The sequence below is a fragment of the Mycobacterium sp. PDNC021 genome (assembly GCF_048282635.1).
Taxonomy (GTDB): domain Bacteria; phylum Actinomycetota; class Actinomycetes; order Mycobacteriales; family Mycobacteriaceae; genus Mycobacterium; species Mycobacterium llatzerense.
On sequence record NZ_CP182502.1, the window covers coordinates 2950109 to 2975486 of the forward strand.

24 protein-coding genes, 1 tRNA gene and 2 pseudogenes are annotated in these 25378 nt (G+C 66.8%); 15 read left to right on the forward strand and 12 right to left on the reverse strand.

From position 1 onward, the window contains the following. Window positions 1-16: 16 nt before the first annotated feature. Window positions 17-1879, forward strand: coding sequence for a hypothetical protein (locus ACNO8X_RS13950; RefSeq protein WP_418001476.1), 1863 nt, complete (start codon window positions 17-19; stop codon window positions 1877-1879). A gap of 49 nt (window positions 1880-1928) precedes the next feature. On the opposite strand, the gene ACNO8X_RS13955 is transcribed toward ACNO8X_RS13950, so the two are convergent. The 3 genes from ACNO8X_RS13955 to ACNO8X_RS13965 form a co-directional block, all read right to left on the reverse strand. Further along, window positions 1929-2465, reverse strand: a complete 537-nt coding sequence (locus ACNO8X_RS13955; RefSeq protein WP_418001477.1) for a hypothetical protein — start codon at window positions 2463-2465, stop codon at window positions 1929-1931. 5 nt (window positions 2466-2470) lie between these two features. After that, window positions 2471-2743 carry a hypothetical protein gene (locus ACNO8X_RS13960; RefSeq protein ID WP_418001478.1) on the reverse strand — a complete coding sequence of 91 codons (273 nt, stop codon included), beginning with the start codon at window positions 2741-2743 and terminating at the stop codon, window positions 2471-2473. 23 nt (window positions 2744-2766) lie between these two features. Beyond that, a tRNA-Leu gene (locus ACNO8X_RS13965) sits at window positions 2767-2843 on the reverse strand. A 99-nt stretch (window positions 2844-2942) separates the two neighbouring features. On the opposite strand from ACNO8X_RS13965, the gene ACNO8X_RS13970 reads away from it, so the two are divergent. The 6 genes from ACNO8X_RS13970 to ACNO8X_RS13995 all read left to right on the forward strand — a co-directional run bounded on the left by ACNO8X_RS13970 (window position 2943) and on the right by ACNO8X_RS13995 (window position 8928). Continuing rightward, the gene (locus tag ACNO8X_RS13970) at window positions 2943-3575 is read left to right on the forward strand and encodes an ANTAR domain-containing response regulator (RefSeq protein WP_418005895.1); all 633 of its coding nucleotides are present in this window, start codon (window positions 2943-2945) and stop codon (window positions 3573-3575) included. A gap of 207 nt (window positions 3576-3782) precedes the next feature. Next, a complete protein-coding gene (locus ACNO8X_RS13975; protein WP_418001479.1) occupies window positions 3783-4997 on the forward strand; it encodes a branched-chain amino acid ABC transporter substrate-binding protein in 1215 nt (404 codons plus the stop codon). A 95-nt stretch (window positions 4998-5092) separates the two neighbouring features. Further along, a complete protein-coding gene (locus tag ACNO8X_RS13980; protein ID WP_043398377.1) occupies window positions 5093-6130 on the forward strand; it encodes a branched-chain amino acid ABC transporter permease in 1038 nt (345 codons plus the stop codon). Next, window positions 6127-7365 (forward strand): branched-chain amino acid ABC transporter permease, encoded by a 1239-nt coding sequence (locus ACNO8X_RS13985; protein ID WP_418001480.1) that lies wholly within the window; start codon window positions 6127-6129, stop codon window positions 7363-7365. Before ACNO8X_RS13980 ends, ACNO8X_RS13985 begins: the two co-directional genes overlap by 4 nt. Beyond that, window positions 7362-8207, forward strand: coding sequence for an ABC transporter ATP-binding protein (locus tag ACNO8X_RS13990; protein WP_418001481.1), 846 nt, complete (start codon window positions 7362-7364; stop codon window positions 8205-8207). The genes ACNO8X_RS13985 and ACNO8X_RS13990 overlap by 4 nt, the downstream gene beginning before the upstream one ends. Next, window positions 8194-8928, forward strand: a complete 735-nt coding sequence (locus ACNO8X_RS13995) for an ABC transporter ATP-binding protein (RefSeq protein WP_418001482.1) — start codon at window positions 8194-8196, stop codon at window positions 8926-8928. Before ACNO8X_RS13990 ends, ACNO8X_RS13995 begins: the two co-directional genes overlap by 14 nt. 516 nt (window positions 8929-9444) lie before the next feature. Here the strand turns inward: ACNO8X_RS13995 and ACNO8X_RS14000 are convergent. The 4 genes and pseudogenes from ACNO8X_RS14000 to ACNO8X_RS14015 form a co-directional block, all read right to left on the reverse strand. Continuing rightward, window positions 9445-9924 (reverse strand): annotated as a pseudogene (locus ACNO8X_RS14000) (O-acetyl-ADP-ribose deacetylase); the annotation flags it as partial. A gap of 18 nt (window positions 9925-9942) precedes the next feature. Continuing rightward, on the reverse strand, window positions 9943-10164 hold the full coding sequence (locus tag ACNO8X_RS14005) for a DUF167 domain-containing protein (protein WP_418005896.1): 222 nt from the start codon (window positions 10162-10164) through the stop codon (window positions 9943-9945). A gap of 77 nt (window positions 10165-10241) precedes the next feature. Beyond that, the gene (locus ACNO8X_RS14010; RefSeq protein ID WP_418005897.1) at window positions 10242-11459 is read right to left on the reverse strand and encodes a lipid-transfer protein; all 1218 of its coding nucleotides are present in this window, start codon (window positions 11457-11459) and stop codon (window positions 10242-10244) included. Then, a complete protein-coding gene (locus ACNO8X_RS14015) occupies window positions 11441-11881 on the reverse strand; it encodes a Zn-ribbon domain-containing OB-fold protein (RefSeq protein ID WP_231575628.1) in 441 nt (146 codons plus the stop codon). Before ACNO8X_RS14015 ends, ACNO8X_RS14010 begins: the two co-directional genes overlap by 19 nt. A 126-nt stretch (window positions 11882-12007) precedes the next feature. On the opposite strand from ACNO8X_RS14015, the gene ACNO8X_RS14020 reads away from it, so the two are divergent. Together ACNO8X_RS14020 and ACNO8X_RS14025 are read left to right on the forward strand one after the other, a co-directional pair. Next, a complete protein-coding gene (locus ACNO8X_RS14020) occupies window positions 12008-12574 on the forward strand; it encodes a TetR/AcrR family transcriptional regulator (protein WP_418001483.1) in 567 nt (188 codons plus the stop codon). Further along, on the forward strand, window positions 12571-14019 hold the full coding sequence (locus ACNO8X_RS14025) for an FAD-dependent monooxygenase (RefSeq protein WP_418001484.1): 1449 nt from the start codon (window positions 12571-12573) through the stop codon (window positions 14017-14019). The genes ACNO8X_RS14020 and ACNO8X_RS14025 overlap by 4 nt, the downstream gene beginning before the upstream one ends. Here the strand turns inward: ACNO8X_RS14025 and ACNO8X_RS14030 are convergent. Continuing rightward, window positions 13937-14353 carry an FAD-dependent monooxygenase gene (locus ACNO8X_RS14030; protein ID WP_418001485.1) on the reverse strand — a complete coding sequence of 139 codons (417 nt, stop codon included), beginning with the start codon at window positions 14351-14353 and terminating at the stop codon, window positions 13937-13939. The genes ACNO8X_RS14025 and ACNO8X_RS14030 overlap by 83 nt on opposite strands. A 39-nt stretch (window positions 14354-14392) precedes the next feature. On the opposite strand from ACNO8X_RS14030, the pseudogene ACNO8X_RS14035 reads away from it, so the two are divergent. The 4 genes and pseudogenes from ACNO8X_RS14035 to ACNO8X_RS14050 form a co-directional block, all read left to right on the forward strand. Next, window positions 14393-14581: pseudogene (locus ACNO8X_RS14035) on the forward strand (LysR substrate-binding domain-containing protein); the annotation flags it as partial. A 58-nt stretch (window positions 14582-14639) separates the two neighbouring features. Then, window positions 14640-17300 carry a DNA polymerase I gene (gene polA / locus ACNO8X_RS14040; RefSeq protein WP_418005898.1) on the forward strand — a complete coding sequence of 887 codons (2661 nt, stop codon included), beginning with the start codon at window positions 14640-14642 and terminating at the stop codon, window positions 17298-17300. Window positions 17301-17324: 24 nt separating this feature from the next. Further along, entirely contained in the window at window positions 17325-17954 is a 630-nt protein-coding gene (locus ACNO8X_RS14045) for a TetR family transcriptional regulator (RefSeq protein WP_418001486.1), read from the forward strand. 16 nt (window positions 17955-17970) lie between these two features. Next, a complete protein-coding gene (locus tag ACNO8X_RS14050) occupies window positions 17971-19485 on the forward strand; it encodes a carotenoid oxygenase family protein (RefSeq protein WP_418001487.1) in 1515 nt (504 codons plus the stop codon). Here the strand turns inward: ACNO8X_RS14050 and ACNO8X_RS14055 are convergent. Beyond that, window positions 19482-20114 carry a LysE family translocator gene (locus ACNO8X_RS14055; protein ID WP_418001488.1) on the reverse strand — a complete coding sequence of 211 codons (633 nt, stop codon included), beginning with the start codon at window positions 20112-20114 and terminating at the stop codon, window positions 19482-19484. The genes ACNO8X_RS14050 and ACNO8X_RS14055 overlap by 4 nt on opposite strands. Before the next feature lie 30 nt (window positions 20115-20144). Next, entirely contained in the window at window positions 20145-21329 is a 1185-nt protein-coding gene (locus tag ACNO8X_RS14060) for a PrsW family intramembrane metalloprotease (RefSeq protein WP_418001489.1), read from the reverse strand. A gap of 179 nt (window positions 21330-21508) precedes the next feature. Here ACNO8X_RS14060 and rpsA point away from each other — a divergent pair, with 179 nt between their 5' ends. Further along, window positions 21509-22951: a 30S ribosomal protein S1 gene (gene rpsA / locus ACNO8X_RS14065; RefSeq protein WP_043399456.1), complete on the forward strand. Its 1443-nt coding sequence runs from the start codon at window positions 21509-21511 to the stop codon at window positions 22949-22951. Between the two features lie 72 nt (window positions 22952-23023). After that, window positions 23024-24238, forward strand: a complete 1215-nt coding sequence (gene coaE, locus ACNO8X_RS14070) for a dephospho-CoA kinase (protein WP_418001490.1) — start codon at window positions 23024-23026, stop codon at window positions 24236-24238. Here the strand turns inward: coaE and ACNO8X_RS14075 are convergent. Further along, complete coding sequence (locus tag ACNO8X_RS14075) at window positions 24235-24825, reverse strand: hypothetical protein (RefSeq protein WP_418001491.1); 591 nt, start codon at window positions 24823-24825, stop codon at window positions 24235-24237. The genes coaE and ACNO8X_RS14075 overlap by 4 nt on opposite strands. 11 nt (window positions 24826-24836) lie before the next feature. After that, entirely contained in the window at window positions 24837-25343 is a 507-nt protein-coding gene (locus ACNO8X_RS14080; protein ID WP_418005899.1) for a DUF402 domain-containing protein, read from the reverse strand. Window positions 25344-25378 lie beyond the last annotated feature (35 nt).

Consider the following 25378-nt stretch of genomic DNA (forward strand, 5'->3'; position numbering starts at 1 on the left):
TAGCCACGTGGCTCCCATGCCGCCGCGCTCGGTCACGGTCGATGTAACGCCCACCGCCACGATCGATGAATCGAACACCACCATCGGCATCGCGGATTCGAGTCTGTACGGACTGTCGCCGGCGGACATCGATGCCACCCTGACCAAGCTGCAATCGATCGGGGTGCAGAACATCAGGGTCTTCGTGCCGTGGGGACTGATCGAGCCGATGGCGCAGGGCAGCTACAACTGGTCGCTGATGGACAATGTGATGACTGCCGCAGCAGCGCACAACATGGGCGTGCTGGCTGTGGTCAGCAGCACGCCGTTGTGGGCGGCGCCCTCCGGCACCCTTCCGGGTGCCGGAGCGCCGAATCCGCAGGACTACGTGAACTTCATGACTCAGGTCGTCAACCGGTACGGCAACACGATCTCCGCATACGAGATCTGGAATGAGGTCAATGCGGCCTCGTTTTACCAGCCGATGAATGCGGCCAGCTACACCGCTCTGTTGAAGGCGGTTTACCCGGTGATCAAGCAGCTCGATCCGACGGCGACCGTCGTTGCCGGCGCACTGGCTCCGCTGCTGGACATCGGCAACCTGACCGCATCCGCGCCTGCCTACGTGGCGGCGATGTATGCCGCTGGCGCGCAAGGATTTTTCGACGCGCTGTCAGTGCACCCGTACGACTTCTCGCAGCTGGTGAAGTTCTCCCAAGGAGAGGGGATCCCGCTCACGGCGATCAGTCAGGTCGAGGGGGTCCGGGCGCTCATGGTGCAGAACGGCGACGGGACCAAGCTCATCTGGGCAACTGAGTACGGCTTCCAGACGGTGCTCGACGCGAACGGTCAGGTGACCGACGCCAGCAACCAGAGCCAGTCCGCCTTCATCCAGGACATGATCACCGCGTGGCGGGCGTTGACCTACACCGGACCGCTGTACATCTACACCACCCGCGACGGCACTCCCGGCACAGACACCGGCTACGGCATCTATCAGGCCGACTGGACGCCCAAACTCGCGGTGGCGGTGATCCAGCAGGCGATCGCCGATGCGCTGCAACACAATCCGGTGACACCACCCTTCGTCGCGTTCATCCAGTTCATTCAGAAAGCCATCGCTCAGGCGCAGCAGGCATTCGCCTCGTTCACCGCGTCGTTGCAGACCGCGTTCGCCAATGCCGTCAAGGCGTTCACCGACGCTCTGTCGGCAATCTTCAAACCCGCTGCGGCGCAGCCAACTACTGCCGCGAGCGTCACTTCGGCGGCTGCGACAAGCGAGGAGAAGCTCGCGGCGGCCAAGACGGCGATCACGGAGCTGAAGGCTCAGGTGAGCGGTTCGAAAGACACTGCCGAGCATGCCAAGACCGGCGACAAGTCGGAATCCGGTGACGTGACGGTGGTTGACGCCGCCGAGCACGAAGCCGCCGGGGCCGTCGACCCGAAGGCTGCGGACACCAAGTCCGAGGACACCAAGACCGAGGAGCCCAAGGCGGAGACCCCTAAGGCCGATGAGACGAAGTCCGAGGTGAAGACCGACACCCCGAAGGACGAGACCCCGAAGGCTGAGGCCCCGAAGGCTGAGGCCCCGAAGGCTGACACCCCGAAGGCTGACACCCCGAAGGCTGACACCCCGAAGGCCGACACACCTAAGTCTGACACCACGCCGTCGCCGGCGAACGAGTCCAAGACCCAGACCAAAGATGGTGCGACGCAGGACAAGTCGGACAGCGGCAAAGCGGGTACCAAGGGCAAGACTGGTAAGAAGCCCGGCAAAGCCAAGAAGCAGACCCCGGCCGCGGCGAGTGAGCCGGCAAAGCCGGCCGGTCGGGCCAACGGCGATGGCGGTGGCAAGGACTCGTCGACGGACAGCAAGACACACCAGCACCAGGGCTCATAGTCCCGGTTTGGGCGAGGCCTCCCCGGCGCTTCAGGCGCCGGGGAGGCGCTCACACTGAGTAGATCGGGTTGCCGATCCCGGACATGGTCGCCCGCAGTCGGTGCGCGATATCCCGGTCCAGCGCAACGAGATTCGCAGCGAGGTGCCGGATGTCGGCGGTGTGGTCGTCGGCGATCGACTCGCGCGATTCGCGTTCCCTGGCCACGAACCGGTACCTGACCTCGGTCACCGACAGGTCGTCGGCGACGGTGAACTCGTTGGTGCGTGCTTCGTCGATTGCGCCCAGCGCCAGTCGTTTGACATCAGAGAGCGACGCCGCGCCGGTGTGGGCGATATTGGCGGCGGTCCGCAGCGCGTCGGCCGACCCGCGGACCTTTACCAGATCACGCCAGGCGACGTCCTGCGCGTTCTCCGCGGCGCTGCCTTCCCACGTGGTGCCGCCGGGGCGCAGGGTGCCCTGCCAGACATCGTGGAATGAGTTCTCCCACAGGTCGGCGGTCTTGGTCCATTGCGCCGCAGCGTCGACCAGGTGCTGAACGTCCCAATCGGTGATCTGTGCCAGTGTCGGCAGTTCGAGTTCGGCCATCGAGGCTATTCCGCCAATGCTGACGAGGCCGAGCGGTCGGAGTCGGTATAGGCGCGTCCGGCGGCGGTCAGTGCGGACGCGACGGACCAGATGCGCTCGGCATGCGCGGCGGATGCGGCATCAACGCGGGTCTGGATTTCGGCGACGACATCTGCGGTGGACTGGCCGGCAGGCAGCGGCGCACCGCTGACGGTGTGCGCCGACAGAGCTTGGGCATGCTGCTCGAGTTGACCGGCAACGGCGAACAGCCCATCCGCAGTGACTCGCAGTGCCCCCATGCGTGCAGTTTAGCGGCGAGTTTTGGTGCCCTCGGTGAGATTCGAACTCACACTGCACGGGTTTTGAATCCGTTTCCTCTGCCAGTTGGGATACGAGGGCGTTTCGGCGGTGCGGTGTACCACCATAGTGGATGTGATTCTGGTGGCCGCGCAGCGCCCCGAGGTCGCCTCGTCGGCCGAGGCACGCGACAATGTGGGGATGACCGGGCCAACAGCTGATGCCGTCACACCGCGCCGAGTTCTCGTGGCCGAGGATGAGGCGCTCATCCGAATGGACCTGGCGGAGATGCTCCGCGAGGAGGGCTACGAGATCGTCGGCGAGGCCGGCGACGGCCAGGAGGCGGTCGAGCTCGCCGAGAAGCTGAAGCCCGACCTGGTGATCATGGATGTGAAGATGCCTCGCCGCGACGGCATCGACGCGGCCTCCGAGATCGCCGCCAAGCGCATCGCGCCCATCGTGATCCTGACTGCGTTTTCGCAGCGTGAGCTGGTCGAACGGGCCCGTGACGCGGGTGCCATGGCCTACCTGGTCAAGCCGTTCTCCATCACGGACCTGGTGCCGGCCATCGAGGTCGCGGTCAGCCGCTTCGGTGAGCTGACGGCGTTGGAGAAGGAAGTCCTCTCGCTGTCGGACCGACTGGAGACCCGCAAGCTCGTCGAGCGCGCCAAAGGCATCCTGCAGACCAAGCAGGGCATGTCCGAACCCGAGGCGTTCAAGTGGATACAGCGGGCGGCGATGGACCGTCGCACCACGATGAAGCGGGTGGCCGAGGTCGTCGTCGAGACGCTGGATCCGCCGGTCGCGGAAGCGACAGAGCCGTCAGCCGACTGAGTCGCGGAGCCGGGTCTCGTTAACTCTGTGTTTCGGGCCGCAGCATTTACACAGGTCCGCTCGACACAAGGTTGGCGAGCATCGCTCAACAGCGCGTATCGCCGCGCCGTGTTGGTTACTGTCTACGCGAAGTAGCGGACATCGGGCCTTACCTGCGAAGAGTCAGGCCGCGTCCGGTGCCACGTAACCATGACCCGGAGGTGAAGCGTGCGCAGTCGCGTAGCTCGGAATGCTCTTGCAGTCGGCAGTGCCGGTCTGATCGTGTTCGGTCTGGCGGGATGCAGCCAGTCCGAACCGAAGCAGAGCGGCGCCGCCGGCTCGAATCTCAAGATCGTGGAGCAGGTGCAGATCGACGAGAACGGCGCGGAGATCAAGGCGGCCGGGGGCGCGACTCCCGCCGATCCCGCCGGCGACGGCAAGGCGACCTGCCCGCCGGTCTCGATCGCCATGGCTGGTGCCCTGAACGGTCCTGATGCCGCGCTCGGCATCAACATCAAGGACGGCGTGCAGCTCGCCATCGACAAGCACAACGCGGCCAACCCGGGTTGTCAGGTGACGCTGAAGACCTTCGACACCGAAGGCGACCCGCAGAAGGCGACGGGCATCGCGCCGCAGATCGTCGACGACAAGTTCACCATCGGCCTGGTCGGCCCGGCCTTCTCGGGCGAGACGAAGGCCACCGGCACCGTTTTCGACCAAGCCGGCCTGGTCGCCGCCACTGCCTCGGCCACCAACGTGACGCTGAGCGAGAACGGCTGGAAGACCTTCTTCCGCGGCCTGGCCAATGACGGCGTGCAGGGTCCGTCGGTCGCGAACTACCTGAAGAACACGCTCAAGAACAAGAAGGTCTGCGTCGTCGACGACAGCACCGACTACGGCCTGGGCCTGGCCACCGCCGTGCGCACCACGCTCGGACCGGTCGCCGATTCGGCGTGCAACATCTCCGTCAAGAAGGGCGACAAGGACTTCTCGGCCGCCGTCACCCAGATCAAGGGTGCGGCACCGGACGCGATCTTCTACAGCGGGTACTACGCCGAGGCGGCGACGTTCGCCCAGCAGCTCAAGGACGGTGGCGTGACCGCGACGTTCGCCAGCGCCGACGGCACCAAGGACCCCGAGTTCGTCAAGCAGGGCGGCGAGGCCACCAAGGGCGCCATCCTGTCCTGCCCGTGCGGCCCGGCGAGCAAGCAGTTCGCCGAGGAGTACACCAAGAAGTTCGGGCAGGAGCCCGGCACCTACAGCACCGAGGGCTACGACCTGGGCACCATCCTGGTCAAGGGCATCGACTCCGGTGCGGTCACCCGGCCCGCGCTGCTGGACTTCGTCACCAAGTACGAAGGCCAGGGTGTGGCCCGCAAGTACCAGTGGAACAACAAGGGTGAGCTGACCACCAACCTGATCTGGATCTACAAGGTCCAGTAGGAACCTGCAGACGACGACGCGTCCGGACCCCGTGCCGGGCGCGTCGTTCGTTCGCAGACAAGTCACCACCGCGACAACCGAGGAGCCGCCACCCGATGACACCCGACTGCGTCGGCCACTACGTGTGCACCGCGGCCAATATCAATTTCAACGTCGACAACCTGTTGAACGGGTTCTGGCAGTTGACGATTGACGGGTTGTCGTGGGGTGCGATCTATGCCCTGGTTGCCGTCGGCTACACGCTGGTGTTCGGCGTGCTGCGACTCATCAACTTCGCGCACTCGGAAATCTTCATGTTCGGCATGTTCGGCGCCTACTTCGCGCTGCAGATCATCCTCGGCTTCAAGCCCAGCGGTAATGCCTACAGCCTGGGCGTCGGGTTGACGATCTGCTATCTGGGCATTGCCATGCTCGTCGCGATGCTGGTCTCCGGTGCCGCCGCCGTCGGGTTGGAGGTCGTGGCCTACCGGCCGCTGCGCCGCCGCAATGCGCGCGGTTTGACGTTCCTCATCACCGCGATCGGGATGTCGTTCGTCCTGCAGGAGTTCGTGCACTTCGTGTTGCCGAAGATCCTCAAAGGATTCGGCGGTAGCAATGCACAGCAGCCGATCATCCTGGTGCAGCCCAAGACTCAGTTCACGCTCTTCTCTGCGAACATCTCGAACGTCACCATCGTCATCGTGGTCGCCGCCGTCGTGCTGGCGTTGCTGACCGACATCGCGCTCAACCGCACCAAGTTCGGCCGTGGCATCCGGGCCGTCGCGCAGGACCCGGCGACCGCCACCCTGATGGGCGTATCGCGCGAACGCATCATTCTCACCACGTTCCTCATCGGCGGCCTGCTGGCCGGCGCCGCCGCACTGCTCTTCACCTTGAAGGTGCCGCAGGGCATCATCTACTCGGGCGGATTCCTGTTGGGAATCAAGGCATTTTCGGCCGCGGTGCTCGGCGGCATCGGCAACCTGCGGGGCGCGCTGCTCGGCGGGTTGATCCTCGGCGTGATGGAGAACTACGGGCAGGCATTCTTCGGCACCCAATGGCGCGACGTGGTCGCCTTCGTGCTCCTGGTGCTGGTGCTGCTGATCCGTCCGACCGGGATACTCGGTGAAAGTCTCGGGAAGGCACGAGCATGAGCGACGAGCGCACCAGCGGCCGGAGCCGGTACGTGCTGGCCCCCGGCGACCAGTTGCGCCAGTGGTGGGATCAGCAGAGCCGGCCCGCGAAGTGGGTCTTCGGGCTGCTCGCGTTCACCGTGGTGGCGCTGCTGCCGCTGTACACGCCGCCGTTCCTCAACACCCCGGGCATCAGCTTCGGCGGCACCATGGCGCAGTTCGCGATGGTGGCGATCATCGCGATCGGCCTCAATGTGGTTGTGGGCCAAGCAGGATTGCTCGACCTCGGCTACGTCGGGTTCTACGCCGTCGGCGCCTACACCGTCGCGCTGCTGACCAGCCCGGACAGCCCGTGGAACCAGGTCGGGGTCGACGGGTTCCTCAACAAGGACTGGGCCTGGCTGGCCTGCGTACCGCTGGCCATGGCCGTCACCGCGTTGGCCGGCCTGGTTCTGGGCATCCCGACCCTGCGGCTGCGCGGCGACTACCTCGCGATCGTCACGTTGGGATTCGGCGAGATCATCCGGCTCCTGGCCGACAACCTCTCCGACCTGACCAACGGTGCCCGCGGCCTCAACCAGATCGCCTATCCGCGGGTGGGGGAGACGGACAGTTGGGCCGGGCAATTGCTCCGCGAATTCAGCAATGAGCCGTCGGCAGATCTCCCCAACGGCGTGTTCTCCAGCGGCAACTCCGCCGGCCACGCCAACTACGGCACCTGGTGGTTCTGGCTCGGGCTGGTCCTCATGATCGGCATCCTGCTGCTGGTCGGCAACCTGGAGCGCAGTCGCGTGGGCCGGGCCTGGGTTGCCATCCGGGAGGACGAGGACGCCGCAGAAGTGATGGGCGTCAACACCTTCAAGTTCAAGCTCTGGGCGTTCGTCATCGGCGCGGGCATCGGTGGCCTGTCCGGCGCGCTGTATGCCGGCCAGGTGCAGTACGTCGCGCCGCCGACCTTCAACATCATCAACTCGATGCTGTTCCTGTGTGCGGTGGTGCTCGGCGGGCAGGGCAACAAGCTCGGCGTGATCATCGGCGCGTTCATCATCGTCTATCTGCCCAACCGGCTACTCGGCGTGCACCTGCTCGGCATCAACCTCGGTGACCTCAAATACCTGTTCTTCGGCCTGGCGCTGGTGGTACTGATGATCTTCCGTCCGCAGGGTCTGTTCCCGGTACGCCAGCAGCTGCTGGCGTACGGCAAGTCCGCGCGCGGGTTGTTGCGCAATGCCGACGATTCGAAGGCGGCGGCATGAGCGTCCCGATCGAGCCCGCCCCCGACGAGGAACTCGCCGCACTGCACCGTGACGTGCAGGTCGCGGAGGGCGAAAAGCTCTTGGCGACAACTGATCTCACCGTCAAATTCGGTGGGCTCACCGCACTCGATGCCGTGACCTTCGATATCCGGCGCGGCGAGATTCTCGGCCTCATCGGTCCCAACGGTGCCGGCAAGACCACCTGCTTCAACGCGATCACCGGCGTGTATCGGCCGTCGTCCGGTTCGGTGATGTTCGACGGCGCACCGCTCGGCAAGATCAAGCGCCACGAGATCACGCGGCGTGGCATCGCACGCACCTTCCAGAACATCCGGCTGTGGGGTGAGATGACCGCCCTGGAGAACGTCGTCGTCGGCACCGACGCCCGGCACAAGACATCGGTGCCCGGCGCGCTCCTGCGTTCGGCGCGGCACCGGCGGGAGGAGCGCGACGCGATCGAACGTGCCGCGGCGCTACTGCAATTCGTGGGGATCGCGCACCGCGGCGAGGAGAAGGCCAGGAACCTGTCCTACGGCGATCAGCGCCGACTGGAGATCGCCCGGGCCCTGGCCACCGAGCCGAAACTGCTGTGCCTGGACGAGCCCGCCGCAGGCTTCAATCCGAGCGAGAAGTCCGCGCTGATCGAATTGATCCAGGCGATCCGGGACGACGGCTACACCGTGCTGCTGATCGAACACGACATGCGGCTGGTCATGGGCGTCACCGACCGCATCGTGGTGCTGGAGTTCGGGCGCAAGATCGCCGAAGGCCTACCGGCCGAGATTCGCGAGGACCCGAAGGTCATCGCCGCATACCTGGGGGTGCCCGATGACGAACTCTGACCAGGTCCTGCTGGAAGTCCGGGACGTCTCGGTGCATTACGGCAGAATCCAGGCGCTGCACGGTGTTTCGCTGCAGGTGCACCAGGGCGAGCTGGTCACCCTGCTCGGGTCGAACGGCGCGGGCAAGACCACGATGATGCGCGCGCTGTCGGGGTTGTTGCCGTTGTCTGCGGGTTCAGTGTGGTTCGACGGCGAGGACGTCTCGAAGTTGAAGGCGCATCGTCGGGTGACCGCCGGACTGATCCAGGCGCCGGAGGGACGCGGCATCTTCCCGGGCATGACGATCATCGAGAACCTCGAAATGGGCTGCTACGGGCGCAAGTTCACTTCGAAGGCCGAGTACCGCGAGCGGCTCGACTGGGTGCTGGAGACGTTCCCGCGGCTGGCCGAACGGCGTTCGCAAGCCGGCGGGACCCTTTCTGGTGGGGAGCAGCAGATGCTGGCCATCGGCCGGGCGCTGATGGCGCGGCCGCGGGTGCTGCTGCTCGACGAGCCGTCAATGGGCTTGGCGCCCAAGGTGATCTCGCAGATCTTCCACATCATCTCCGAGATCAATTCCCAGGGCACCACGGTGCTGCTGGTCGAGCAGAACGCGCAGCAGGCGCTGAGCCGTTCGGACCGGGCCTACATCCTGGAGACTGGGCGGATCACCCGGGAAGGCGTGGCGCGCGAGCTGCTGTCGGACAACAGCATTCGTGCGGCTTACCTGGGTGTGGCCTGATTTGGAGCCGGTTGGCGCCGAGCGTGAAGAAGATCCCGAGAAATCGATGAAATCTCGCGATCTTCTTCACTTTGGGTGAGCGGGCGGAGGTGGGTAGGCGGTGCCGCCGACATCCCAGCCATCGGTATTGAGCGGGAAGTCGGCGTAGGCGATGGGCAGTTGGATGAGTTCCTCGACTCGGGCCATCAAGCCAGCGAACCAATCGGCATAGGCGGCGTCGTCGGCACTCGCAACGGCTGTCGGCATCGCCCGCAGAATCACGTCGGCGACGGTGTCTGGAGTGGCGCTGAGGTCGATGGTGCGATCGAGGAAGTCCGATCTCGCTGAGCTGGAGTAGCCGATGCGGTTTCGGCCGCATTCGTTCCCGGGATCATCGGCGTGCTCGATGCTCACCCGCCAATACGCGCCTGATGGACTCAGCCCCGCCGTCAATCGAATCCGGTGATAACCACGCCTGTGCAGCGTGTGCACGCCCTGCAATATTCGCAGTGGCGTAGCGAACATCAGCAGCCGCGCAATCGTCCGGGATGTGTCGTTGTCGATCGTCACCAGGCGGACGTCTTCGACCTTCGTCGTGGTCGATGAAATCGTCTCAGCGGCAATCATGATCGCGTCGTGGAGCGGCCAGCCGTAGATACCCGCACTGATCAACGGGAAGGCCACGGTGCGCGCGCCGAGTTCATCGGCGACTTCGATGCAGCGGCGGTAGCAGGACCGCAATAACTCCGGATCACGTTGGCCCGCGCGGTAATTCGGCCCGACAGTGTGGATCACCCAACGGGCCGGGAGCGCGCCGGCGGTCGTCCAGCCGGCGTCACCGGTGGCCAGACCGTTGGGGAAGCGGTCGATGCAGTCCCGCAGCACGGCCGGTCCGCCGGCCCGGTGAATCGCACCGTCGACGCCACCGCCGCCACGCATGGCGTTGTTGGCGGCATTGACGATCGCATCGACATCCTGCTGGGTGATATCGCCGAGGACTGCGGTGATGCGGGGCATGACAGCAGTATCCCCGCGCTACTCGTCGACCCGGAACCTCTTGATCCGGGCCGCGGCGCCGGACACCAACTCCACCCGCGACTTCGGCACCCCGAAATGCTCGGCGAGAACCCGGATCACCGCGGTGTTGGCCTTGCCGTCCACGGCCTGCTCACGGACGTAGACAACCACGGTGCCGTCGTCGTCGGTCTCGACCAACGGCCCTTTGCGACTGCCTGGTTTGACGCGGACCGAAATCATCACTGGCCCAGCGTGCAGAAAATCCCGAGGAATCGGTAGTTCCTCGGGATTTTCGTCACGTTCGGCGGCCCGGAAAACTAGCGCGCGACGATCACCGACGAACCGTGGCCGAACAGGCCCTGGTTCGCGGTCACGCCCACGCGGGCGCCTTCGACCTGCCGGCCGGTGGCCTGACCCTTCAGCTGCCAGGTCAGCTCACATACCTGCGCGATGGCCTGGGCCGGGATGGCCTCACCGAAGCACGCCAGACCACCCGACGCGTTGACCGGTACCCGGCCGCCGATGGTGGTGGCACCGGAGCGCAACAGCTGCTCGCCTTCACCCTTGGCGCACAGGCCAAGGTGCTCGTACCAGTCGAGCTCGAGAGCGGTCGACAGGTCGTAGACCTCGGCGAGGCTGACGTCGTCGGGGCCGATGCCGGCCTCGGCGTACGCCGCATCGAGGATCTGATCCTTGAACACCCGGTCCGGTCCGGCGATGGCCGCGGTGGAATCCGTTGCGATGTCCGGCAATTCGGGCAGGTGCTGCGGGTACTGCGGCGTGACGGTGCTGATGGCGCGGACCGACGGCACGCCGTCGAGCGAGCCGAGGTGCTTACGGGCGAATTCGGCGCTGGCCACGATCAGCGCGGCGGCGCCGTCCGAGGTGGCGCAGATGTCCAGCTGCCGCAGCGGGTCGGAGACGACGGGGCTGGCGAGCACGTCCTCGACCGAAGCCTCCTTGTGGTAGCGGGCATTCGGGTTGTTCAGACCGTGCTTGGAGTTCTTCACCTTGATCTGGGCGAAGTCCTCGGACGTGGCGCCGTACAGGTCCATGCGGCGGCGGGCCAGCAGGGCGAAGTACACCGGGTTCATGGCGCCCAGCAGGTGGAAGCGCTGCCAGTCGGGGTCGTTCTTGCGCTCGCCACCGACCGGGGCGAAGGCGCCCTTGGGTGTGGTGTCGGCGCCGATGACCAGCGCGACGTCGCAGAAGCCGGCCAGGATGTGCGCGCGAGCGCTCTGCAGGGCCTGCGAACCACTGGCACACGCGGCATACGACGACGAGACCGGCACGCCGTTCCAGCCCAGCTTCTGGGCGAACGTCGAACCGGCGATGAAGCCGGGGTAGCCGTTGCGGATGGTGTCGGCACCGGCGACCAGCTGGATCTGACGCCAGTCGAGGCCGGCCTCGGCCAGCGCGGCGCGGGCGGCGACGACGCCGTACTCGGTGAAGTCACGGCCCCACTTGCCCCAGGGGTGCATGCCCGCACCGAGGATGTACAAAGGCTCAGGCGTGCTCACTTTGCGATCTCCCAGGCATAGGTGGTGCGCTCGACACCGTCAGCATCGGTGTACAGCGGCATCGTCGTCAGTTCCATCTCCATGCCGACCTTGAGGTCCGCGGCGAGCGTGCCCTCGACAACCTTGCCCAGCACGATGAGGCCTTCGGCCTCCAGCTGGACGGCGGCGATGGCGAACGGTTCGAACGGATCGGACGCCGGGTACGGCGCCGGCGGGGGATACCGGTTCTCGGTGTAGCTCCACACCGTGCCGCGGCGCGACAACGCGACGGGCTCAAGCACGTCACTGTCGCAAGCCGGGCTGGGGCAGTTGTTGGCGCGGGGCGGGAAGACATAGGTCCCGCACTGCGGGCACTTGGCCCCGATGAGGTGCGGCGCACCGCTCTCGTCGGTGTCCCACCAACCTTCGATTGCCGGCTGACTCCCGGCGTCCGTCACTCCTGGCACCAGCTCAGAGTAACCGGCGACCGGAAGAAATTGAAACGTGTTGCAGTTCTGTCCCGGACACCGGGAAAGCATCTTGAATCGCTTGAAGTGTACGAAACGGTTTCGTACACTTCGGCCATGGTGCGAGGAGCGGAGCGGGAACAGGCAGTGCTGGCCGCGACGGCCGAGTTGCTCGTCGAGCGGGGTTACGCGGCGTTGACCACCGATGCCGTGGCCGTGCGAGCCGGTGCCAGCAAGGCGACCATCTATCGCCGCTGGCCGAACAAGGCTCAACTGGTCCGCGCGACACTCGACGCCGCGGACGCCGCCCGGAACGCGTCGATGCCGGATACCGGGGCGCTGCGCAGTGACCTGTTCGCGGTCATGGAGGCAATCGCTGCGAATGTCGCCGACCCGTTGACGCGGGTGACGGCCGAACTCGCGACGCTCATGCGGCACGACGAGCAACTCGCGGAGGCCATCCGCCAGCATCTCGAGAAGGAAGAACTCTCGCCCTTCCATGACGCGCTGCAGCGCGCTATGGCGCGGGGCGACATCGCCGCCGACACCGATGTCGAGCTGATCCACGACGTGGCCGAGGCGGTGACCCTGCGGCAGATGCATCTCGACCGACCTGTCGACGCCGCTTTCAGTGCGCGGCTCATCGATGACGTGCTGCTGCCACTGCTGGGCGGTGGGCGATGACTGTGGTGATCGCCGGCGCCGGGCCTACCGGATTGACCCTCGCCATCGAACTGGCCCGGCGTGGCGTCGCGTGCCGGGTGCTGGACCGGGCGCCGACGCTGTTCCCGGGTTCACGCGGCAAAGGGCTGCAGCCGCGCACGCTCGAGGTGTTCGACGACCTGGGCGTCGTTGGTGCGGTGCTCGCCGCCGGCGAGGCATTTCCGCCCATGCGGCTGTACCGCGGCGCGGAGGTGGTCTGGACCAAGCCGATCTACGAGCTGCTGGGTCTGCCCGAACTCGCGGCCACCCCCGCGGTGCCGTATCCGTTCACCTGGCTGATCCCGCAGTGGCGCACCGACCAGATCCTGGCGGCGCGGTTCGCGGAACTCGGCGGGATCATCGAATTCGGCACCGCGGTAACAGGTTTCGAGCAAGATGATGACGGTGTGACCGTGCGCACCGATCGAGGGCCCATCCGTGCCGACTACCTCGTCGGCGCCGACGGCGGTCGCAGTACGGTGCGTAAAGTGTCCGGCGTCCAGTTCCTCGGTGGTGCGCTGACCGAAGAACGCATCATCGTCGGCGACGTCCGGGCCACCGGGCTCGACGGCCGGTGCTGTCACCTGCTCACCGGCGACGGCGACCAGTCCAAGCGGTTCTCGTTGTGGAACCTGCCTGGCACCGAGCACTACCAACTGGTGGTCACCATGGCGCCGGGCGAAGACCCGCCCGCACTGACCCTGACCGGCATGCAGGAACTGCTCGACGAGCGCTCGGGGCGACGAGACGTGGTGCTGTCGGACCTGCGGTGGATTTCGGAGTACCGCGTGAATCTGCTGATGGCGCAACAGTTCCGGATGGGCCGGGTGCTGCTGGCCGGCGACGCCGCCCACGTCCATTCGCCGGCCGGGGGACAGGGCGTCAACACCGGGGTGCAGGACGCCTACAACCTCGGCTGGAAGTTGGCCGCGGTGCTGGCCGGCGCGCCCGACGAACTGTTGGACAGCTATGCGGCCGAACGGATGCCGGTCGCGGCGAACGTATTACAGCTCAGTGGTGCGCTGCACCGTCAGGGTTTCGGTTCGACCGGACCGGCACCGTCTGCGATCCATCAGTTGGACATCAGTTACCGAGGCGGCCCTCTTGCGCGCGACGGGCACGGGCCACGGGCGCTGCAGGCCGGCGACCGGGCGCCTGACGGCCTGTTGTCGGACGGTCGCCGATTGTTCGACGTCTTCCGTGGGCCGCACTGGACCGTGCTCGAATTCGGTGGAGCGGCAGTCGATTTCGGTGTCCCGCAGCTACGTCTTGCGCCGGGTGCTGATTACGACGTGCCCGCCGGCTGGTACGTGCTGGTACGGCCGGACGGGCACATCGCGGCGATCACCGACCGGCCGGAGCTGATCCGCGAACAGCTGGACCGCTTCGCGTGCTTGTTGCGGTCTCGGTCCGGTATTGCGTGGTGACCCATGCCAATTCCGTTGAGGTTCGCGCCGCTCCCGCGACGTGCATCTCGCGATTGGCGGCGATCACGTCAGCGGTCTCGGTGCGCCGCGCCTGCTCGTAGCTGCGCAACCCGGCGAGGCCGTGGGTCGCCAGTTCGTCGGCGAGCACGCGTGCGTCCACGATCGACTGCGACGCACCGTTGGCCCCGACGGGGTACATCGGGTGAGCGGCGTCGCCGAGCAGTGTCACCAGCCCGTCGCCCCAGTGCGGCAACACGTCGCTCGCCGTCGCGGGCGCGTTCCACGTTGCGTCGCCCTGCAGTGGGCCGGGTTGCCCGGTGGGGACCTGCAGCACCCAGTTCACCTGACCGTCGCCGATGGGATAGGTGATGGGGGTTTGGGGGTCGCGGTGCTACCGCAATCGATGGTGCGGTCACGCACCGATCTGCACCTCATCACGCTGATGCCGGCGCTGCGGGGGCGGCTGGTGTTCGCGTGGCGGGCCGGTGGGCCGATGAGCCCCGCGGCCCGCGAGCTGGTGAACATGGCGCGGCGGTTACTGGCTGTCGGTGCGGCTGAATAGAGTTAGGGCCGTGAGCCCCACCGCAACGGACGCCCCGCCCACCACCAAGCCAACGTTGATGCTGCTGGACGGCAATTCACTGGCGTTCCGGGCGTTCTACGCGCTGCCCGCCGAGAACTTCAAGACCCAGGGCGGGCTGACCACCAACGCGGTCTACGGCTTCACCGCCATGCTCATCAACCTGCTGCGCGACGAGAAGCCGTCGCACGTCGCCGCCGCGTTCGACGTGTCCCGCAAGACCTTCCGTAAAGAGAAGTACCCGGAGTACAAGGAGGGGCGTGCCGCCACTCCCGACGAGTTCCGCGGCCAGATCGACATCACCAAAGAGGTGCTGGGGGCGCTCGGCATCGTGGTGCTGGCCGAGGAGGGTTTCGAGGCCGACGACCTGATCGCCACGCTGGCCACCCAGGCCCAGGCGGAGGACTTCCGGGTGCTGGTCGTCACCGGCGACCGCGACTCGCTGCAGCTCGTCAGCGACGACGTCACAGTTCTGTACCCCAAGAAGGGCGTCAGCGACCTGCACCGCTTCACCCCGGACGCGGTCGTCGAGAAGTACGGGCTCACCCCGACGCAGTACCCGGATTTCGCGGCCCTGCGCGGCGACCCGAGCGACAACCTGCCCGGCATCCCCGGCGTCGGCGAGAAGACCGCGGCCAAATGGATCAACCAATACGGCTCGCTGCAGGCTCTGGTCGACCACGTCGACGAGGTCAAGGGCAAGGTAGGCGACTCGCTGCGCGCCAACCTCTCCAACGTCATCCTCAATCGCGAGCTGACCGACCTGGTCAAGGACGTACCGCTGCCGCACACCCCGGAGGGGCTGCGGGTGCAGCCCTGGGACCGCGACCGCATCCACCAACTGTTCGACGACCTGGAATTCCGGGTGCTGCGTGACCGGTTGTTCGAGACCCTGTCGCCGGTGGAGCCCGAGGTCGAACTCGGCTTCGACGTGCGCGGCGGCCTGCTCGAGCCGGGCACCCTGGCGGCGTGGCTCGCCGAGCACAGCAACGGCAGCCGCTTCGGCATGGCTGTCAACGGCACGCACAAGGCGTTCGATGCGGATGCCACCGCGGTCGCCATCGTGTCGGCCAGTGGTGAAGGCGTCTACCTCGACACTGCGCGCCTGGACGCCGAGGACGAAGCCGCGCTGGCGTCCTGGTTGGCTGACCCCGGCCCGCCGAAGGCACTGCACGAGGCCAAGCTGGCGTGGCATGACCTGCTGGGCCGCGGCTGGCAGCTCGCCGGCGTCACCTCCGACACCGCGCTGGCCGCCTACCTGGTCCGTCCCGGGCAGCGCAGCTTCGCCCTCGACGACCTGTCGGTCCGCTACCTGGGCCGGGAACTGCGCGCGGAAGGCAAAGAACAGCAACAGCTTTCGCTGCTCGATGATCCCGATGAGGTGGACGACGAGGCCATCCAGGCCCTGATCATCCGGGCCGCGGCCGTCGGCGATCTGGCCGACGCGCTGGATGTGGAACTCGCCCGGATCGACTCGCTGGCGCTGCTCGGCCAGATGGAGCTGCCGGTGCAGCGGGCGCTCGCCGAGATGGAAGACGCCGGCATCGCCGTCGACATCGAACTGCTCGGCCGCCTGCAGAGCCAGTTCGCCGACCAGATCCGCGACGCTGCCGAGGCGGCCTACGCGGCAATCGGTGAGCAGATCAACCTGGGCTCGCCCAAGCAGCTCCAGGTGGTGCTGTTCGACAAGCTCGAGATGCCGAAGACCAAGCGCACCAAGACCGGCTACACCACGGATGCCGATGCGCTGCAATCACTTCTGGACAAGACCGGGCATCCGTTCCTGCAGCATCTGCTGGCGCACCGCGACGCCACCCGGCTCAAGGTCACCGTCGACGGGCTGCTCAACGCGGTGGCATCGGACGGCCGGATTCACACCACCTTCAACCAGACCATCGCGGCCACCGGCCGGTTGTCGTCGACCGAGCCGAACCTGCAGAACATCCCGATCCGCACCGAGGCCGGCCGGCAGATTCGCGAAGCCTTCGTTGTGGGCAAGGGCTTCACCGAGCTCATGACGGCCGACTACAGCCAGATCGAGATGCGCATCATGGCGCACCTGTCGGGCGATGCCGGCCTGATCGAGGCCTTTAACACCGGCGAGGACCTGCACACCTTCGTCGCGTCGCGGGCGTTCGGCGTGCCGAGCGAAGAGGTGACCGCGGAGCTGCGCCGCCGGGTCAAGGCCATGTCGTACGGCCTGGCCTACGGTTTGTCGGCCTACGGACTGGCATCGCAGCTGAAGATCTCGACCGAAGAAGCCAAGCAGCAGATGGACCAGTACTTCGACCGGTTCGGCGGGGTGCGCGACTACCTGCACTCGGTCGTCGAACAGGCCCGCAAGGACGGGTACACCTCGACGGTGCTCGGACGCCGGCGCTACCTGCCCGAACTCGACAGCAGCAATCGCAACGTCCGCGAGGCCGCCGAGCGGGCCGCGCTCAACGCACCTATCCAGGGCAGCGCCGCCGACATCATCAAGGTCGCGATGATCAACGTCGACAGCGCCATGAAGGCCGCCGGGCTGAAGTCGCGGGTCCTGCTCCAGGTGCACGACGAGTTGCTGTTCGAAGTGGCAGACGGCGAGCGGGACACGCTCGAGGCCCTGGTGCGCGAACAGATGGGCAGCGCCTACCCGCTGGACGTGCCACTCGAGGTGTCGGTGGGTTACGGCACCAGCTGGGATGCTGCCGCCCACTAGCGGCGTCCCTCGTACGCTAGCGCCGTGGCGTCGGAGAAACGTGGTCGTGGTCGGCCGGTCGGCTCGCGCGTCGACCCCGACGAGCGCCGGGCCGTACTGCTCGACGCGGCCGAACGCATCATCCGCAGCGACGGTCCCGGGGTTGGCCTCTCGGAGATCGCCGCGGAAGCCGGGTTCGTCCGCTCCGCGGTCTATGCCATGTACCCGCACCGTGGCGCGCTGCTGGCGGCACTGGGTGAGCGGACCGCCCACCGGCTGCTCGGCGAGATCACCCGCCGCGCCGCAGGCTCGACCGACCTGCGGCAGCGGATGGCGCTGTTCTTCGACGTCATCTGCGGCTGGATCGCCGACGAACCGAACCTGAACCGCGCGCTGAACAGTGATCCGGCGACAAGTGTTTTCGAGCAATTGGCGGTCGCGGTCGAGTACATGCTGGCGTCGTCCTCCGACTCGCCGGCCGGGCGCGCGGCCGCTGCGCCGTGGTCGCGCGCGATCGTGGGGTCTGCGGTGACGGCCGCGGAATGGTGGTGCCGCGCCGGCACGATGTCGCGCCCCGAGCTTGTCGAACACCTCACCGCACTGTGCTGGGATGGTGGGGCCGCGCTGCCTTTCGTCGCTGCCGACATCACGACCATTGACGGCGGGCGCCAATAAAGACACACTGTCTTTTATGGTCGCAGCGGACACCGAAACCACCGCATCGCGGTATTGGGAAGACATCGACGGGGAGTTCGACCTTCCCGTCACCGAGATCACCGGCACCCTGCCCACCGAGCTGATCGGCACGTTGTACCGCAACGGTGCCGGCCGGTGGAACATCGGATCGGAACGGATCGAGAGCATCTTCGACACCGACGGCATGGTGAGCGCATTTGTGTTGGACGGCAACGGCGTTCGCTTTCGCAACAAGTTCGTTCGCACCCGGCACTACCAGCGGTCGCTCGAGGCCGGGCGGCCCACCGGTCGCGGGATGGCCTATCAACGTCCGGGTGGGTTGCGCGCCAACGCCTTTCGGCTTCCGGCCAACACTGCCAACACCAACGTGATGATCAACGCCGACCGGCTGCTGGCGTTGTGGGAGGGTGGCCGGCCGCACGAGCTGGATCTCGACACCCTCGAGACCATCGGCATGTGCGATCTCGGTGGGGCACTGAAAGGTCCGGTCGCCGCGTACTCGGCGCATTACACCTACGACCCGGTGTCCGACACCAAGGTGAACTTCGGTTTCGACCCGTACTTTCCGCGCCTCGACCTGCGTGGCGTGCTGCGCGGACCGGGACGGAGCCGCCGGCTGCGCGAGCTGGCCTCCGAGCTGGTGCCGCGCCCGCGGCTGCGGCTCTACGAAACCGATGCGCGCGGGGTCACCCGATATCAGCGGGCCGTACCGCTGCCGGGCCTGGGACTGGTCCACGACATGGCACTGACGCAGCGCTACGCCGTCTTCGTCGTCTCGCCGTTGCGGATCAACCCGCTGGCGCTCACCGGGTACGCATCGTTCTGGGACTCCATGCATTTCGACGCCGACCAGCCGGCGTATTTCGTGCTGGCGCCGCGCGACGGCGGGCCCGTGCGCACTGTTGCGGCCGAGCCGTTCTTTCACTGGCACTTCACCAATGCCTACGACGACGGCGACGATGTCGTCGTCGAACTACCCCGATTCGCACCGCATTCCTTCGTCGGCATGAAGAACTACACCGCCCACATTCGTTCCGACGGTGCCCAACTTGCCGCGGGCGGACCGGATCCCGTTGTGCTCACCCGTTTCCGGATCAGTGGATCGGGGCGGGTCCGCAGCGAGCCGCTCGCCGATTTCGGGTGCGAGTTCCCGCAGATCGATCAGCGGCGCTCGACGCTGAAACAGCGCTACTCCTATGTCGTGCTGCAGGATCCCAGCCGCTTCGGCGGGCAGGGCATCGCCCGCATCGACCACCAGACCGGGGCCGACCAGATCCACTGTCCTGACGGAAACATGTTGGTGGAGCCCGCATTTGTCCCGCGCCCCGGAAGTACGGGCGAGGATGACGGCTGGGTGCTCACCGTCGGCTACCAGGAGTCCGTGCACCGCAGCCGGCTGATGATCTTCGATGCCGCGAGAATCGGCGACGGCCCGATTGCCGAGGCGTGGCTACCGTTCCATGTGCCGATGAGCTACCACGGGACATTCACCTCTCGAGTGGCCCGCTAGGCGTCGGCGGCCAGGCCCAGACCCAGCGCGACGAGGATCGCGCCCATGGCACGTTCGATGCGCTGACGGATGTGGGTGCGGCTCAGGACGTTTCGGGCCCGATCCGCGGTGAGGACGATGCCGACGCACCACGACGTGTCGATGACCAGCTGGATGGCGGCGAGCACCAGCAGCGTCGGCAGCACCGGGCCGCTGGTCGGCAGGAACTGGGGGAGCACCACGATGCCGAAGGCCGCGGCCTTCGGGTTGGCCGCGATGGACACCAGCGCCGCGCGGAATGCCGCGGCCGGGGTCCGTCCGCGCGGTGGCAGGGCCACCGCCATATCGGTGGGGTGTTTCGCGCTGCGCCACGCACTGATGCCGAGCCAGATCATGATCGCGGCCCCGACGACGTGTAGCGCCAACGACAGCCAGTGGTTGGCCGTCAGCAGGATCGACAATCCGCCGCCGCCGGCCAGCGTCCAGCCGCAGATACCGATCTCATTGCCGACGACGGCCGCCAGGCCGGCCTTGCGGCCGTCGCGCACCGAGCGGTGCAGGAACAGCGCCGTCGCCGGTCCGGGCAGCGCGGCCAGGATCACCGACGCGACGAGGAACGCCGGCAGGACGTCGAGAAGATGCGCGAGCATGCAAGAAGTATCGCTGACCCGCGCAAATGGTTAGGTCACACCCGCCCGGTAGTTGGCCAACCACTGCAGCACCGGAGCTTGCGCCCGGGTGGCGGTCAACCAGTACGCCTCCTCGGCGTGCAGTTGATAGGTCCGCTGGTCGGCCAGGCCCCGGTCGATGCGGTCCCGAACGAACGCCAACTCGACGACCTGTACGGCGAATTCCTTCACCGATTTCCCGGCCGCGGCGCCGCCGAACCGTGCTGCGGCGGCGATCGCGCCCTTGCGGGTGCGCATCGAGCCGAGCCACGTCGCCTCGTTCGGGGTGATCAGGCCGGAGGCGACGAGCCCGGGCAGCTTCTCGGCGACCACCCGCTGTTCGCGGCGGCGGCCCAGCACTCCGGTGACGATGGCCAACGTGAAGATCGGCACCATCCAGAACAGGTAGACCGCGAAATAGGCCCCGGCGCCGACGACGGTCGAGCCGTTCCACAACATGTGCATGACCACTGCGGCGAGGTAGCCGAGTCCGATGTACAGCACCTTCGCGCCGGCGCCGCGGTGCTGCAGCGCGAGGTACACGCCGATGCCGGTCATGCTGGTGAACAGCGGATGCGCGAAGGGACCCATGATCAGCCGTAGCGCGGCGGTGAGCAGGGAATGTGCAATGTTCTCGCCCATGGCGATGTAGAAGATGTTCTCCAGCCACGCGAAGCCCGCGGCCACGAAACCGGCGTAGACCAGGCAGTCGGTCAGCGAATTGAGTTCGTTGCGGCGCCGGCCGGTCATCATCAGCAGCAGGAACACACCCTTGGCGGCCTCTTCGATGACCGGGGCGCCGATCGCCATCGCGGCGAATCCGTCCTTGCCGAGCAGCGGCGTGGAGAGCGTCTCCAGCAGCACCGAGATGACGACGCTGATCGAGGCGCCCCAGACGAACGCGAAGATCAGCAGCCGCGGTGGCTCGGGCTCCCAGCGGTCGAACCACAGGTAGGTCAGCAGCACCACGGCCGTCGCGATGCTGGCCAGCACGAACCCGATGGTCATGCCGATCGGGTTGGTGAGGGTGGTCAGGATCAGGAGGCAACCGACGAGCACACCGAGTCCGATGATCACGCCGAGCGGGGCACCGACCTTGCGGATTCGCCGCGGCATCGGCGCCAGATACGGGTACGGCGGCGGTACGGGCGACGGGGCGGGATACACGACACGCAGGATATCGGCCCGGAACGACATTCCCCTGCAGCGGAGTAGACCGCGTTTGGCCTGCGTCTAAGGGTCTAGTACCCTCAACAAGTACCTGTGTCCACATGGGCTACGGGTGCGTGTGAAACGTTCGGCGGTAACGCCGCGACGCGTCATGAAACACAAACATTCTGTCCCTACGATTCAACCTGTCCGGAGCAACCCACCACATGCCAAGTCCCTCCATCACCTCGCCGCAAGTAGCCATCAACGACATTGGCTCGGCCGAGGACTTTCTCGCCGCTATCGACAAGACCATCAAGTACTTCAACGATGGCGACATCGTCGAAGGGACCATCGTCAAGGTGGACCGCGATGAGGTTCTGCTCGACATCGGCTACAAGACCGAAGGTGTCATTCCTTCCCGCGAACTCTCCATCAAGCACGACGTCGACCCCAATGAGGTCGTTTCCGTGGGCGATGAGGTCGAAGCCCTCGTTCTCACCAAGGAGGACAAGGAAGGCCGCCTGATCCTCTCCAAGAAGCGGGCTCAGTACGAGCGCGCCTGGGGCACCATCGAGGAGCTCAAGGAGAAGGACGAGGCCGTCAAGGGCACCGTCATCGAGGTCGTCAAGGGCGGCCTGATCCTCGACATCGGCCTGCGCGGCTTCCTGCCCGCATCGCTCGTCGAGATGCGCCGTGTCCGCGATCTGCAGCCGTACATCGGCAAGGAGATCGAGGCCAAGATCATCGAGCTCGACAAGAACCGCAACAACGTGGTCCTGTCGCGTCGCGCGTGGCTGGAGCAGACCCAGTCCGAGGTCCGCAGCGAGTTCCTCAATCAGCTCACCAAGGGCGCCATCCGCAAGGGTGTCGTGTCCTCGATCGTCAACTTCGGCGCGTTCGTCGACCTGGGCGGCGTGGACGGCCTGGTGCACGTCTCGGAGCTGTCCTGGAAGCACATCGATCACCCGTCCGAGGTGGTTCAGGTGGGCGACGAGGTCACCGTCGAGGTGCTCGACGTCGACATGGACCGCGAGCGGGTTTCGCTGTCGCTCAAGGCGACTCAGGAAGACCCGTGGCGCCACTTCGCCCGCACCCACGCGATCGGCCAGATCGTCCCGGGCAAGGTCACCAAGCTGGTGCCGTTCGGTGCGTTCGTCCGCGTCGAAGAGGGCATCGAGGGCCTGGTGCACATCTCGGAGCTGTCCGAGCGCCACGTCGAGGTCCCGGACCAGGTGGTCCAGGTCGGCGACGACGCGATGGTCAAGGTCATCGACATCGACCTGGAACGTCGCCGCATCTCGCTGAGCCTCAAGCAGGCCAACGAGGACTACACCGAGGAGTTCGACCCGTCGAAGTACGGCATGGCCGACAGCTACGACGAGCAGGGCAACTACATCTTCCCCGAGGGCTTCGACGCCGACAGCAACGAATGGCTGGAAGGCTTCGAGAAGCAGCGTGACGAGTGGGAGGCCCGGTACGCCGAGGCCGAGCGTCGCCACAAGATGCACACCGCCCAGATGGAGAAGTTCGCCGCGGCCGACGCCGAGGCAGCTGCCCGTCCGGCGACCAGCGGTTCGTCCTCGCGTTCCGAGGAGTCGACCGGTGGCACCCTGGCCAGCGACGCCCAGCTGGCGGCGCTGCGCGAGAAGCTCGCCGGCAACGCCTAGTAGTTCAACGACAAATGCCCCGGCCCATTGGGTCGGGGCATTTGTCGTTGTTGGGGCCGATAGGGTGTCCCGGTGCTTCGTATCGGACTGAGCGGCGGCATCGGCGCCGGAAAATCCACTGTGTCATCGACCTTCGCGGCGGCGGGCGGCATCATCGTCGACGGCGACGTCATCGCCCGTGAGGTGGTGGAGCCCGGCACCGAGGGGCTGGCCGCCCTGGTCAAGGCGTTCGGCGAGGACATCCTGTTGCCGGACGGTTCGCTCAACCGGCCGGCGCTGGCCGCGGTGGCGTTCAGCGACGAGGAGAAGCGCAAGACCCTCAACGGCATCGTGCACCCGCTCGTCGCCAAGCGCCGTGCCGAGCTCATCGATGCCGCTCCGGTGGGTTCTGTTGTGGTGGAAGACATTCCGCTGCTCGTCGAGTCGCAGATGGCGCCGCTGTTCCCGTTGGTCTTGATGGTGCACGCCGACGAGGATGTGCGCGTCGCGCGACTGATCGAGTACCGCGGCTTCTCGGAGGACGACGCCCGCGCCCGGATCGCGGCGCAGGCGACCATTGAACAGCGGCAGGCCGTCGCGGACGTCTGGCTGGACAACCACGGCAGCGCCGAGGAATTGGCGGCCAAGGCCCGCGAGCTGTGGGAGCAGCGGATCGTTCCGTTCGCGCGCAACGTGCAGGCCGGGGTGCCGACCACCGTCGCACCGGCGGTCGTGTCGTATGACGAGACGTGGCCCGAACAGGCCCGCCGGATCGTGGCCCGGCTGAGCACCACCTGTGGCCACCGGGCGGTGCGGATCGACCACATCGGGTCGACAGCGGTGCCGGACCTGGACGCCAAGGACGTCATCGACATCCAGGTGACCGTGAAGTCGCTGGAGGTGGCCGACGAGCTCACCGATCTACTGCTGGCCGCCGGCTACCCGCGGAACGCGGACATCACCGATGACGTCGCGAAGGACGACGCCCGCAGCACCGTCGCCGAATTCGACCATTCCGACGACAAGGCCCTGTGGCAGAAGCGTTTTCACGCCTCCGCGGATCCCGGCCGACCGACGAACGTGCACATCCGGGTCGACGGTTGGCCCGGGCAGCAGTTCGCGTTGCTGTTCCCGGCGTGGATCACCGCCAACCCGGACGAGCGACTCGAGTACCTCGCCGTCAAGCACGATGCGATGGCCGCCGCGCCGGCCACCAGCGGGGAATACGCCGACGCCAAGGAACCCTGGCTCGCCGGCGCGTACCGACGGGCCTGGGCCTGGGCTGACGAAACCGGTTGGCGCCCTTAGTGTGTGGCCGGTGCGGGTGCTGCGGGTGCTGCCGGTGCCGGTGTCGCGGGTGTGCCCGGCAGTTCGGCGCTGTACTGCTGGCTGGGATCGAAGTCGGTCACGGAACCACAGCTGAGCACCCCGTAACCGGGGTCCTGGCGCTGAGGTGTCAGACGCGGGGCGACGAACTGGTCAGCCTGGGCCACGATCTCGTCGTCGACCAGGATCTCGCAGTGCAGGCTGGCTGAGTACGGCCACTGGATCGACACCTGCATACCGGCGTTCGCCGGGGAGTTGAGGACAGCGGCCGCCTCGAACATCTCGCCCGGAAGCAGTGACGGCGTCGCCGAATTGAGCTGGGTGTCGGTGAGCCGGTAGGTCACCAGCGTGCCGCGGGACACCCCGTCGATCCGGGCCCGATAGGTGACGTTGTGCGGCCCCGGGCTGGGCGGTGCGGTGTCGCCGGCCGGAACCGCCGGCACGGGCGGGGCGGGGGGCACCGGGTCGGCGGCCGACGTCGCGGCGAAAAACAGGGGGGTGCTCGTGACCACTGCGGTGGCGCACGCCAGCGATGCCGCGGCCATCCGTCCGCGCCTGATCGATGTCATGGTTGTTGACATTACCTGTCGCGCCAGGTCAGTGACATACCGAGACTGGCTAGCCAATCACCCAGGTGGTATTTGTGCCGGGCCAACCCGTCGATGGCGACGGTCGCTGTGGTGATCGCGCGTTCACCGTCGTCGGTGCTCACCAGGTGGTGACGTACCGCGTCGAGTAGCTCGTCGACGTCCTCGAGTTCGACGCCCACCCCGGACCGCACCACCAGGTCCAGGTAGTGGTCCTCGGACGTCCAGACTCGTTCGCCGGCGGTGAACCGGCCGACGTCGAGGTAGAAGTCCTGGTCGCGCTCGTGTCCGGGATTGAAATGGAAGATGCTGGCACGCAGGCCGATCGAGGGCAGCAGCCACGACTCCAGGTAGTGGAACTGCGGCCGGCCGGGGGTGGGACGCGCCATGTAGAGGCCCCACGGCTCGACTCGGTACACGTCGACATCCCGCACGATGCCCTTGGGGTCGGTGTTCGTGCTGGCGGTCAGGTCGAACGTCTCGTGCTTGGGTGCGTGGATGGCGTCAGCGTACGCGCCCGGCGACGGGCCGGCAG